Source organism: Kineosporia mesophila (assembly GCF_021129235.1).
GTDB classification, from domain to species: domain Bacteria; phylum Actinomycetota; class Actinomycetes; order Actinomycetales; family Kineosporiaceae; genus Kineosporia; species Kineosporia mesophila.
This window is the reverse complement of record NZ_JAJOMA010000006.1, coordinates 292,736-304,098: the sequence shown is the minus strand read 5'-3', so window position 1 is coordinate 304,098 and position 11,363 is coordinate 292,736. Positions and strand designations below refer to the sequence as shown.

The window sequence follows — 11,363 nt, the reverse complement described above, 5'->3', positions numbered from 1 at the left end:
TCAGGCCCGGCTCAACTCCCTACGGCACCTCGCGGCGGATCTCTTCCAGCCAGATCCGGGCCGAGGCGTCCGACGGCGCCCGCCAGTCCCCTCGGGGCGAAAGCGAGCCACCGGCCGTGACCTTCGGTCCGTTCGGCATGGCGGAGCGCTTGAACTGGCTGAACGCGAAGAATCGCTGCGCGAACACCTCAAGCCAGCTCCGGATCACCGGCAGGTCGAACTCGTTGCGACTGTCCGGAGGGAAATGCGGCGGCCAGTCGCCCTTCCCGGCATCGCCCCAGGCGTGCAGGGCCAGGAAGGCGATCTTCGACGGCCGGAACCCGTGGCGCAGCGTGTAGAACAGCGAGAAGTCTTGCAACGAGTACGGTCCGACCTTGGCCTCGGTGCTCTGGGTGATGCCGTCCTCGCCCGCGGGCACCAGCTCCGGGCTGATCTCGCCACCGACCACGTCTTCGAGGATCTTGCCCACCTCGTCATCGAACTGACCCGACGTGATGACCCAGCGGATCAGATGCTGCATCAGAGTTTTCGGCACGCCACCGTTGACGTTGTAGTGCGACATCTGGTCGCCGACGCCGTAGGTGGACCAGCCCAGGGCGAGCTCGGACAGGTCGCCGGTGCCGAGCACGATGCCGCCCCGCTGGTTCGCCAGCCGGAACAGGTAGTCGGTGCGCAGACCGGCCTGCACGTTCTCGAAGGTGATGTCGTAGACCGGCTCCCCACCGGCGAACGGGTGCCCGAGATCTTTCAGCAGCAGCTCGGACGCCGGCCGCATGTCGATCTCCTCGAACGTGACCCCGAGCGTGCGCCCCAGGCCGACCGCCTGGTTCTTCGTGCGGTCACTGGTCGCGAAGCCGGGCAGCGTGAACGCGAGAATGTCGGTGCGGGGCCGGTTCTCCTCGTCCATGGCCTTGGCCGCGACGATCAGGGCGTGGGTCGAGTCCAGCCCGCCCGAGACCCCGATGACGATCTTCGGCTGACCGATCGCCCGCATCCGCTGCCGCAGCGCGGCGACCTGGATGTTGTAGGCCTCGTAGCAGTCCAGCTCGAGCCGGGACTCGTCGGCCGGCACGAACGGGAAGCGCTCGACCTCACGCCGCAGCCCGATGTCACCCGCCGGCGGCTTGAGCTCGAACTCGATCGTGCGCAGGTCGGCGCCGTGAGCGGCCCGGTTGTCGTCGAACGAGCCCATCCGCAGCCGCTCGGCCCGCAGCAGGTCCAGGTCGACGTCGGCGGTCGTGCGGCGGTCGCCGGTCGGGAATCGCTCCCCCTCGGCCAGCAGCACACCGTTCTCGTAGACGAGCGTCTGCCCGTCCCAGGAGAGATCGGTACTGGACTCGCCTTCCCCGGCGGCCGCGAACACGTAGGCGGCCAGGCAGCGGGACGAAGCGGAGCGGCAGAGCAGCTTGCGGTCCTCGGCCCGGCCGATGGTGATCGGGCTGCCCGAGAGGTTGGTGAGCACGGTGGCCCCGGCCAGCGCGGCCGTGGCGCTGGGCGGAACGGGCACCCACATGTCCTCGCAGATCTCGACGTGCAGCACGAAACCGGGGACGTCGGTGGCAGCGAAGAGCAGGTCGTTGCCGAACGGGACTTGCTCACCGGCCAGCACGATGCTCTCGCCCACGTCGCGCCCGGCCGAGACCTGGCGGGCCTCGTAGAACTCGCGGTAGTTGGGCAGGTACGACTTGGGGGCGACCCCGAGCAGCTGCCCGTCGTGCACCACCGCGGCGACGTTGTGCAGGCGGTGGCGGTAGCGCACGGGCAGGCCGACGAGCAGCACCGGGGTGAGCCCGGCCGAGCCGTCGATCACCGTCCGCAGGGCGCGCTCGGCATCGGCCAGCAGCGTCTCGTGCAGCAGCAGGTCTTCGATCGAGTACCCGGTGAGCGTGAGTTCGGGGAACACCGCCAGCCCCACGCCGTCGTCATGGCAGTCCCGCGCGATCCGCAGCACCGACTCGGCGTTGGCGTCCGGATCGGCGATGGCCGTTCGCATCGTGCAGGCGGCGACCCGGAGGAAGCCCTGGTGGTACGCGGAGTAGAAGCGCTCGCTCACGAGGAGCAGTCTCTCAAACCGGCCCGGCGTCACTCGTCAGCGGCACCCGAGATCTCCTCGACCAGGCGGAGCGACTCGCTGAGCGATTCCAGATAGGCGTGCGAAACGGCGTGCAGACTCATGCCGGAGGCGGCGACGCCCTCGTCGTCGTCGCGCTCGTGGGCCAGCACCGCGTGCAAGGCGACCCCGGCGCCACCGAGCCCACTGACCAGGGCGTCGCGGACGTCCCCGGTCACCCCGGCGGCCTCGGCCACCGTCCGGGGCGACGCGCCGAGCAACTCCGCGGCACCGGAGAGCAGGCCGACGGTGAACGCCAGGTCACCGGCCTCCTGCGGGGCCAGCAGACGGCAGGTGCCGGCCCGGGCGAGCACCTTCCAGAGCCCGTCGGCCGGTGAGGCGCTGGACGGGCCCTCGATCAGGATCAGCACGACCCAGGAACGCAGGCGGCGCGGGCCGATGATGACCAGGGCCTGGCGCAGCGAGGAGACCTGACCGCTGGTACCGGACGCGGCCGAGTTGGCCGTGCGCAGCAGTCTCAGCGCCAGGCCGGGGTCACTGCCGACGGTGGGCTCGAGCCGGACGATGTCCAGGTCGGGGTCGGCCAGTTCGCGCAGCAGACGCACACAGACCAGCTGGGTCGGCGTCAGGGTGCGCCGTTCCAGCACCTTGGGCTTCTCCAGCAACGGCCCCTGGAACAGGCCGAAGCCGAGCTCGCGGGCCCGGTCGAACGTGGGCGCGTCCTCGATGCCACCGGCGATCAGATCGCGCCCGCGCCCGGTCACCTGGGCGGCCAGCTCGGCGAGTTGCCAGCCGGGATGAGCCGGCACATCGATCTTCACGTAGTCGACGAGATCGAGGAGCCCCGAAGCCTCTGACTGGCCGCGGTATTCGATCAGCGCGAGGCGATATCCGTCGGACCGCAACTGCTCGACCCCGGCGAGCAGTTCCGCGTCCATCATCATGGTCGCCGAGATCTCGATGACCACGCCGGCGGGCTCCACCGGGATCGGGATGATCCCGGTCAGGAAGGCACGGGTGAGATGGATGAAGACGGGCCGGGAACCGGCGATCCGGTCCACGCCGAAGGTGCCGAAGGTGGAGGCGATGACCTGAGACGTCGCCCGGTCTCCCTGGTCCTTCGCGCCGGAGTGGAACAGCACCTCGTAGGCCATCAGGGTACGGCGGGCGTCGTAGAGCCCGTGCCGGCCCACCCTGACGTTGCGCACCGCGTCGGCCGGGACGCGCGTCTGCGCCGGCACCCGCGGGAATTCCGTGGGGGCCGGCGCATCGGCGATGGCCTCGGACAGGGGTCCGGGGTCCGTTGTCATTCGCTCTCGCCTACTTGATGACGACCGACAGGGTTCCGTCGCCGTAGCCGCTGATCTTCAGCTTCACGTCCATCCGGTTGCCGACCGTGGCGGCCAGGGCCGCGATGTCGGCCGGGATGGCCGAACCCGGGGCGTACATCTCGTAGAGACGCACGTGCGGGTGATTGGGCAGGTTGAAGATCGACGCCATCACGTTGAGAACCTCGTAGCAGTTCTCCTCGAGGTCCTTCGGCAGGTCGCGAGCCTTGATGCCCTCGTCCACCACGCCACGGGGGATCATGCCCAGGGAGCCCCCGATCCGCGCGGCACACTCCAGGTCGACGACCACCAGGGCGGACGTCTTCAGCTGATCGGTGACGTAGACCGCGACGACGTTGGTCGACTTGGCCGGCGGCGGGATGCCGTCCGACAGGTCGACGTCGCGGCCGACCAGGCCCTCGATCGTGTTGCGCACCGAATGCCGGCTGGGCAGGGGTGACTGTTCTGTCTCGACACTCATGCTGAAACCACCGATCCGAGTGTGTCCATGAATGCTTCCGCGGTGAAGGGCTTGACGATGAATCCGATCGCGCCTGCGGCCACACCCTCTTCCGCCTTGTCGCCGCCACCCTCAGAGGTGACGAAGCAGAACGGGGTAGTGTCGCCGCTGGCCCGAAGGGCCTTGAGGAAGTCGATGCCGGTCATCTCCGGCATGTTCCAGTCGGAAAGGATGAGATCCGGCTTGAAGTCCTTGACGGCCTCCAGCCCGAGGCGACCGTTCTCGGCCTCCAGGATCTCGTGCTTGCCCAGACCTGCCTGCCGCATGGTCCGGATGACGATCATCCGCATTGCTCGACTGTCGTCAGTTACCAGGATCTTCATGAGGTGGGCTCCAGGGTTGCGTCGTTGATCTCCGGCGGCCAGAGGAGGCCAGCTACCGGGGCATGGGGGTGGATGGCGAGCTGGACCACGTGGCCCAGCACGACGGCGCGCACACACGTGCTGCCGTCTGCGGGTTCCGCTTCTTCGAACCGCTCGTCATCAATGATCTCGGCCGTCGGCAGAGAGAGGCGGGCGTGATTGCACAGAAGCGTTTTCACGTTCCCTCCGGCAATGTTGCTGATCTCCGCGATCGCGTCGACCAGGTCGTTCGGTCCCGGGGAACTGATCGACATCATCCTGGCCGCCATCACCCGGGCCAGGCTGACACCGACACGAACCTCGATCACCGCGAACTGTTCCTCGCTCTGGTCGTTGTCGTCGGCGAAGTTGTGAATGGCCAGGCGTGACACGGCGGTGTTGCCCACCGGCAGCTGGTTGTTGGTGACGATGGCCTCTTCCTTCAGCACGGAGGAGAACACGTCGGTGAGGATCACACCGAGTTCCTCTCGCGCATCGTCATCCAGCTCGGTGAAGACGCTCATGTCCCTCCTCCGTTTCGGAAGATCACTACCTTGTCGGTTTCCACCCGGGTGAAGTTCGTGTCCAGGGTGATGGTGCTCTCGGCCCCGCCGAGAACCAGAAATCCCCCGGGTCGCAATACTTTGCGAACATTCGCGAGAACCTGGCGCTTGGTCGGCAGATCGAAGTAGATCAGCACGTTCCGCAGAAAGACGATGTCCATCTGCGGTAGGCCGACCGGGGGCTGGGCCAGATTGCCCTGCCGGAAGCTGGTCATGGCACGCACCTCCGGCTTGACGATCCAGTCCCTCCCTACCTGATCGAAGTACTTGACCATGTACTTGACCGGCATACCGCGATTGATTTCGAGCTGGCTGTACTTCCCGGCCGTGGCCCGCGCCACCATGGTCGGGGAGATGTCCGTGCCGTGGATCTTCGCGGTCCTGCCGGGGTTCGCCGGCAGCCAGTCGAGCAGCAGCAGGGCCAGCGAGTAAGCCTCCTGGCCACTGGAAGAGGCCGCCGACCAGACGTTCACGGTCGTGCCGGCGAACTTCTTCACCTCGGGCAGCATCAGCCGGGTGAAGGCGTCGAACGGGTGGGCGTCGCGGAACCACGAGGTCTCGTTCGTGGTCAGCGCGTCGACCACCGCGTCGCAGGCGTCCCGGTCGTTGCGCCGCAGGCGGTGCACCAGCGCGGCGACGTCCTTGTCGCCGAACTTCCGGGCCACCGGCGCCAGCCGGGACTCGACCAGGTACTCCTTTCCCGGCTGCAGGTCGATCGAACTGCGCTGCCGGATCATTCCGATGACGAAGGTGAAATCAGAGTCCTGCAAGGTCATGCCCGCACTCCGCCCGTCACCGGGCCGGCTGCCTGACGCGTGGACGCACCCTGACTCTGGATCAGCGCCGCGGCGACCGTCGGGGCGATCTGCTCGATCGGGAGAACCCGGTCGGCCTGCCCCGCCAGCACCGTGGCACCGGGCATACCCCAGACCACACTCGACGCCTCGTCCTGGGCGAACACCTCACCACCGGCGGAACGGATCACCCCGGCCCCCGCGGCGCCGTCCCGTCCCATGCCGGTCAGCACCAGCCCGAGCACCCGGTTGCGGTAGACCGCGGCGACCGACCGGAACATGACGTCCACGGCGGGCCGGCAGAAGTTCTCCGGCGGGGCATCGCTCAGGTGCACGAAAACCCCGGTGCCCTTGGACTTCATCTCCATGTGCAGACCGCCCGGGGCGATCAGCACCTTGCCGCGCTCCACCACGTCACCCTCCTCGGCCTCCACGATGTTCAGCCGGGAGATCGAGTCGAGGCGCTGGGCCAGCATCTTGGTGAACACCGGAGGCATGTGCTGGGTGATCACGACCGGTACCGGCAGATCGCCCGGCAGGGCCGAGAGCACCGTCGCCAGTGCGTCCGGGCCACCGGTGGAACTACCGATCGCCAGCAGACCGAACGGCTGTGTGCGGCGCGGTGTTCCGGCGGCCCGCGAGACTCCCGCCGGCGGCTGGGCCGGTGGGAGAGCGGTTCTGGTACCGACCAGCTTCCGCGCGCCGGTGAGCGCGATCAGCTTGGGTATCAGCTGGTCCTTGATGTTCTGCCGGCTCTCCATCACGCTGCCGACATTGGCCGGCTTGGTGACGTAGTCGCTGGCCCCGGCCGCGAGCGCGTCCATGGTGGCGGACGCACCCCGCTCGGTCAGGGTGGAGAACATCACGATCGGCAGGCGCGGATGAGTCTTGCGCAGTGCGCGGACCGCGTCGACACCGTTCATCACGGGCATCTCGATGTCCATGGTGACTGCGTCCGGCTTCAGTTCTTCGACCTTGGTGATCGCGACCTGGCCGTTGTGTGCGACGCCGACAACCTCGATCCGGCTGTCGGCGTCGAGAATCTCCTTGATCAACCGGCGGATGACCACCGAGTCGTCAACGATCAGAACGCGGATGGTTGCCCCGCTCATACCCTCACCAATCCCAAGAGCGCCAGCTTCTCAGCGATCACCTCTGAGGTGAACGGTTTGATGACGTACTCGTGCGCTCCCGCTGCCAGGGCCCGGACGATGTTGCCGTGTTCGCTCTCGGTCGTGACCATCATGAGCGAAACGTCTTTCATTGCGTCGCGGGTCCGGACCGCCTTGATGAAGGTCAGTCCGTCCATCCGCGGCATGTTCCAGTCGACGAGGGCCACGTCAGGCATGTACCCGGTGTCGAGCAGATCCAGTGCATCCCGTCCGTCGAAGGCCTGGGCGACGTCGAAATCGAGGTCTTGGAGTTGCCTGGTCAGGATCGATCGCATCGCTCGCGAGTCGTCGATCACCAAGGCTCGCATCGCGTCGCCCCTTTCGGTCTTCTATCGGGTGCCCTCAGGCAGCTGCCGATCGACCTTCGTCGAAGGCGAGCAGGGCACGAGCGTCCAGGGCGAGAAGCAGCTTGTCCGGCAGCGTGTACGCGCCGAGCAGCAGCGAACCGACCCTGGCGTTGACCGTCGAGGGGGTTCCCTCGAACGGAATCTGGGAAACCTCGACCACGCCGCCGATCTCGTCGACCAGCAGGCTGACGGGTTCGTCGTCCACCCGGACCACGACGTTGACCTGGGCGCGTTCGCCGGTGGTGGGCGGCAGGCCCAGCCGGGCCCGCACGTCGATGGCGGTGAGTACCTCACCCCGGAGGTTGATCAGGCCGGACACCTCGGCCGAGGCGAGCGGGACCGGGGTGAACTTCTGCATCCGGACGACTTCCTGGACCAGGGCCACCTCCACCCCGAACAGGTAGGAACCGACGTGGAAGGTCGATAGCTGGGTCACAGTGCCTCCTCGTACAGGTCGCCGAGCTGCTGCACCGTCGTGGCGCCGGCGTCGTCCTGGTAGAACGCGGGGTCGGCGGCGAGTACCGCGGCCTGCACGTCGAGCAGTTCGACCACCCGGTCACCGACGACGATGGACCCCAGCAGCGCGTGGTCGTCGATGTCGGAACGGGAACCGGCGCGCTCAGTGGCAATGTCCATGATCCGCTCGACCGCGAAGCCGACGCTGCGCTCACCGCGGGTGTAGACCACCAGCTGGACCCGCGCGTTGTCGGTCTCCTCGCCGTAGGCACCGAGCAGATTCGCCAGGCGCACCAGCGGCATGATGTGGCCCCGGTACTGGACCACCTCGCGACCACCCACCCGCTCGATGGTCTCGTTCGGGATCTCCTCGAGGCGGGTGACCATGTCCAGGGGGATGGCGGTGCGCCGTCCTCCGGAGAGCTCCACCACCAGCACCGGGTCGATCGGCGTGGTCTCTTCCATGACCGACGAGCTGGCGGCCGCGGCCTGGTTGGAGAGCACGTCGGCCCGGCGGGCGATCGCGGTCGCGTCGAGGATCAGGACCACGCTGCCGTCACCGTGGATCGTGGCGCCCTGGTACATCGGCAGGGCTTTCAGGTGCCGGCCGAGCGGCTTGACCACGATTTCCTGGGTGTCGAGGACGTCGTCCACCACCAGGCCGAAGCGGTGCTGCTCGGCCTGCAGAACGACGATGAAGCCGCCCCGCCCGTCGTCGTTGCGGCCACCGCCGCTGGAGGTGCCGATCGAGACCAGCTCGAGCTGCTCGTCCAGTTGCACCAGAGGCAGCAGCGAACCGCGTAGCCGGTAGACCGGCGCTCCGGAGATGTGCTCGATGCCGCCGCGGGCGTGCTCACCCGAGAGTCGCACCAGTTCCAGCACACTCACCTGCGGCACCGCGTAACGGTGGCCGTAGCAACCGATCGTCAGAGCCGGGATGATGGCCAGGGTCAGCGGGATGCTCAGCCGGAAGGTGGAGCCGGCCCCCAGGTTCGAGACGACGTCGACGGAACCGCCGATAGCCTCGATCCGGGTCTTCACCACGTCCATGCCGACACCGCGGCCGGATACGTTGGTGACCTTGGCGGCCGTGGAGAAGCCGGGCAGGAAGATCATCTGGGTGATCTCGCGCGACGTCATCTTCTCCAGCTGGGCCTGGGTGACCAGGCCCCGCTCGACCGCCTTGTTGCCGACGATGTTGTGATCGATACCCGCGCCGTCGTCGATGATCTCGAGGTGGACCAGGCCGGCCTCGTGATAGGCGCGCAGCATCAGCACACCTTCGGGGTTCTTTCCCTTGCCGATCCGTACTTCCGGCGTCTCGATGCCGTGGTCGATGGCATTACGGACGAGGTGCGTCATCGGGTCCTTGATGGCCTCGAGGACGCTTCGGTCGAGTTCGGTGTCGCGGCCCTCCATCTCCAGGCGCACGTTGCGCGAGAGCTGGTGGGAGAGGTCACGGACGACTCGGGGGAGCTTGGACCAGACCGTGTCGACCGGCTGCATACGGGTCTTCATGACCTGTTCCTGCAGCTCACTGGTGATCAGGGAGAGGCGCTGCGCGGACCGGGCCAGGGCGCTGTCGTTCTGCTCGTCCAGTTCGGAGACCAGGGCGTTCCGCGACAGCACCAGCTCGCCGACCATCGACATCAGGGTGTCCAGCAGCCCGATGTCGACACGCACGGAAGACTCGACGACCGAGCGCTTGGTCTCGCCGGCCTCACCCGGCTCGGGGGCGGCCTTCGCGGCAGGCTTCTCGGCGGGCTTCTCGGCGGGCGGAGGAGGAGTGGGTGCAGGCGGCGGCGGAGGCGCTGCGGCGGCGGGCGGTTCGGGAACGTTCGTGATCGAGACCTCGGCGGACACGACCTGCGCACCGGCCGGGATCTCCTCGGGGTGCCCCTTGGCGGCCTCAGCCAGTTCGTGTGCGGCCTCGATCGCCTGGGCGGCGGCGGCCTGGGCCGCGGCGTGCACGACCTCCTCGGTGGAGTCGCCGGCCCCGGTGACCGCCTCAGTGGCACCGGTGGCAGCCTCAGGGCTGCTTCCCTGGGCGGGGATCAGCGGCGGGGCCTCGATCGCGCCGTCCTCGAGCAGCTGACCCAGGCGGGCGACCAGCTCGGTGTGGTCGTCATCGCCCTCGAGGCCGCTGGCCTCGATGTGCGAGAGCAGGCCGCGCACGGCGTCGACCATGGCCAGCAGGGCGCTCGTGCGGTCCTCGTTCAGCAGGATCTTGCCGTCACGCATGCGGCTGAGAAGGTTCTCGCCGACGTGTGTGAGCTTCTCCAGCTTGTTGAACGCCAGGAAACCGCTGGTGCCCTTGATCGTGTGGATGGTTCGGAAGACGCTTCCCAGCAGATCCCGTGACGTCGGGTCCTGCTCCAGCGCGAGCAGGTCGGTGTCGAGCTGGTCGAGGTTCTCGTGTGACTCGACCAGGAACTCGGCAACGATCTCGTCGATCGCCTCCATCGCACTCCTTCAAGAACAACCGCATGGTCCGGACGTTGGCTTTTCCATCGGCCGGGGGTGGTTCACTCTTGAGCAGGCATTGAGGACGCGTGTCACCACGGCGATCGTGGCTCGCCGATGCGTCGGTGCCGGCCCCCGGTTCGGGATCTTCGGCTTCGGAACTCCGGCGTGGCTCCTCAGCGCAGGTCGCGCACGCTGACGTAACTCGGGATGTCGATGCAGCCCGCCTTCTTGCCGACCTTCGCCAGGCCCGCGAGATCACCCGGGCCGTAGCCACTCGGCGAGGACGCGGTCAGGGTCGGGTACATCTGCTGATCACGGCTGCTCACGTGGTCCAGGCCGGACGCGTGCCCGAGCTCGTGCAGGATCACGTTGCTCTGCCGCGTCCCCGTGCCCCAGCCACCCTTGAGCTGCTGGATGGCCTTGGCCTCAAGGATCACGTAACCCCTGACCACCGCGGCTCCTTCGCCCTGATTGCCGTACCAGGTCGACCAGAGCACTCCCCCGTACCCGAGCGAGTTCTTCGTCATCGGGAAGTCAGTCTTCGTCCTCGCCACCGCGGCCACGACGATCTCGGCCGGCTGCTTCGCCAGGTTCTTGCTGGTGGAGACGAACGTGGTCAGGCCCGCGTAGCGATAGGTCAGGCCCGTCGCCCGGCTCAGCCGGACGAACGAGGCCCTGACCGTCTTCAGCATGGCTTTCTTCTTGCTCTGCGGCAGTCCGCTCAGGTTCACCCGGTAGGTGATGGCGCTCTGACAGGGATTCCACCGCGCGTTGATCGTCTTCCCGCTGTTGAGCGTTACTTTCATGATCTTGTAGGCGCCGCCGGCGGCTCCCGGCGTTGTGCTCTGCGCCGCGGCCCAGGGCGCCGATCCGAAAGTGATCACGGCGATCAGCGCGGCCGCCAGAACCAGTCGAAGTCGAGCAGGCACCCAAGACCCTCATCTCCCTCAAGCCATCCGCAAGGGACGACTGCGTACGGGCGATGTGGTCACGGCCCGTTACTTGAGAGTTACCGAGGTTGGGTAGCGGTCATATCTGCCGGGTGGGTGAAGACACCTGGGCTCCGGCGGAAGACGGTGGCGGACGGTGGGTCCCGAGCCGCTCTCACCCGGTACAAGACCATCCGAGCCGGGATGATTGCCCCGCTGCGGCTGGGCCGGGCGGATGAAGGCCCGGACCTGCGCTCATCCCGAGGTCGAGCAGCGGGGATCTTGAGACCGGGCAGAGACCTACCCGATCGGGCCAGCCGGCCACCCAGCGCGACCGATGCCTTCGGTCGCCCCGGTTCACCGATGACTGACCTGA

General features: G+C 67.6%; 11 protein-coding genes. All 11 read right to left on the bottom strand.

Going from position 1 to position 11,363, the window contains the following annotated elements:
- Positions 1-19: 19 nt before the first annotated feature.
- The 11 genes from LR393_RS11230 to LR393_RS11180 all read right to left on the bottom strand — a co-directional run bounded on the left by LR393_RS11230 (position 20) and on the right by LR393_RS11180 (position 10,987).
- Positions 20-2,053, bottom strand: a complete 2,034-nt coding sequence (locus tag LR393_RS11230) for an NAD(+) synthase (protein WP_231483780.1) — start codon at positions 2,051-2,053, stop codon at positions 20-22.
- A 29-nt stretch (positions 2,054-2,082) separates the two neighbouring features.
- Positions 2,083-3,381: an EAL and HDOD domain-containing protein gene (locus LR393_RS11225; protein WP_231483779.1), complete on the bottom strand. Its 1,299-nt coding sequence runs from the start codon at positions 3,379-3,381 to the stop codon at positions 2,083-2,085.
- Between the two features lie 10 nt (positions 3,382-3,391).
- Positions 3,392-3,880, bottom strand: a complete 489-nt coding sequence (locus LR393_RS11220; protein WP_231483778.1) for a hypothetical protein — start codon at positions 3,878-3,880, stop codon at positions 3,392-3,394.
- The gene (locus LR393_RS11215; RefSeq protein ID WP_231483777.1) at positions 3,877-4,242 is read right to left on the bottom strand and encodes a response regulator; all 366 of its coding nucleotides are present in this window, start codon (positions 4,240-4,242) and stop codon (positions 3,877-3,879) included. Before LR393_RS11215 ends, LR393_RS11220 begins: the two co-directional genes overlap by 4 nt.
- Positions 4,239-4,784 (bottom strand): hypothetical protein, encoded by a 546-nt coding sequence (locus LR393_RS11210; protein ID WP_231483776.1) that lies wholly within the window; start codon positions 4,782-4,784, stop codon positions 4,239-4,241. Before LR393_RS11210 ends, LR393_RS11215 begins: the two co-directional genes overlap by 4 nt.
- Positions 4,781-5,599: a CheR family methyltransferase gene (locus LR393_RS11205; protein ID WP_231483775.1), complete on the bottom strand. Its 819-nt coding sequence runs from the start codon at positions 5,597-5,599 to the stop codon at positions 4,781-4,783. The genes LR393_RS11210 and LR393_RS11205 overlap by 4 nt, the downstream gene beginning before the upstream one ends.
- Positions 5,596-6,729 carry a protein-glutamate methylesterase/protein-glutamine glutaminase gene (locus tag LR393_RS11200; protein WP_231483774.1) on the bottom strand — a complete coding sequence of 378 codons (1,134 nt, stop codon included), beginning with the start codon at positions 6,727-6,729 and terminating at the stop codon, positions 5,596-5,598. Before LR393_RS11200 ends, LR393_RS11205 begins: the two co-directional genes overlap by 4 nt.
- Positions 6,726-7,097, bottom strand: coding sequence for a response regulator (locus LR393_RS11195; RefSeq protein WP_231483773.1), 372 nt, complete (start codon positions 7,095-7,097; stop codon positions 6,726-6,728). The genes LR393_RS11200 and LR393_RS11195 overlap by 4 nt, the downstream gene beginning before the upstream one ends.
- Before the next feature lie 34 nt (positions 7,098-7,131).
- Positions 7,132-7,572, bottom strand: a complete 441-nt coding sequence (locus tag LR393_RS11190) for a chemotaxis protein CheW (protein WP_231483772.1) — start codon at positions 7,570-7,572, stop codon at positions 7,132-7,134.
- Positions 7,569-10,055 (bottom strand): chemotaxis protein CheW, encoded by a 2,487-nt coding sequence (locus LR393_RS11185; RefSeq protein ID WP_231483771.1) that lies wholly within the window; start codon positions 10,053-10,055, stop codon positions 7,569-7,571. Before LR393_RS11185 ends, LR393_RS11190 begins: the two co-directional genes overlap by 4 nt.
- A gap of 176 nt (positions 10,056-10,231) precedes the next feature.
- Positions 10,232-10,987 (bottom strand): matrixin family metalloprotease, encoded by a 756-nt coding sequence (locus tag LR393_RS11180; RefSeq protein ID WP_231483770.1) that lies wholly within the window; start codon positions 10,985-10,987, stop codon positions 10,232-10,234.
- Between the last annotated feature and the right edge of the window lie 376 nt (positions 10,988-11,363).

Coding starts and splice junctions, on each gene's coding strand:
- LR393_RS11225 (WP_231483779.1), bottom strand. CDS start 3,381: ATGACAACGGACCCCGGACCCCTGTCCGAGGCCATCGCCGATGCGCCG.
- LR393_RS11220 (WP_231483778.1), bottom strand. CDS start 3,880: ATGAGTGTCGAGACAGAACAGTCACCCCTGCCCAGCCGGCATTCGGTG.
- LR393_RS11215 (WP_231483777.1), bottom strand. CDS start 4,242: ATGAAGATCCTGGTAACTGACGACAGTCGAGCAATGCGGATGATCGTC.
- LR393_RS11210 (WP_231483776.1), bottom strand. CDS start 4,784: ATGAGCGTCTTCACCGAGCTGGATGACGATGCGCGAGAGGAACTCGGT.
- LR393_RS11205 (WP_231483775.1), bottom strand. CDS start 5,599: ATGACCTTGCAGGACTCTGATTTCACCTTCGTCATCGGAATGATCCGG.
- LR393_RS11200 (WP_231483774.1), bottom strand. CDS start 6,729: ATGAGCGGGGCAACCATCCGCGTTCTGATCGTTGACGACTCGGTGGTC.
- LR393_RS11195 (WP_231483773.1), bottom strand. CDS start 7,097: ATGCGAGCCTTGGTGATCGACGACTCGCGAGCGATGCGATCGATCCTG.
- LR393_RS11185 (WP_231483771.1), bottom strand. CDS start 10,055: ATGGAGGCGATCGACGAGATCGTTGCCGAGTTCCTGGTCGAGTCACAC.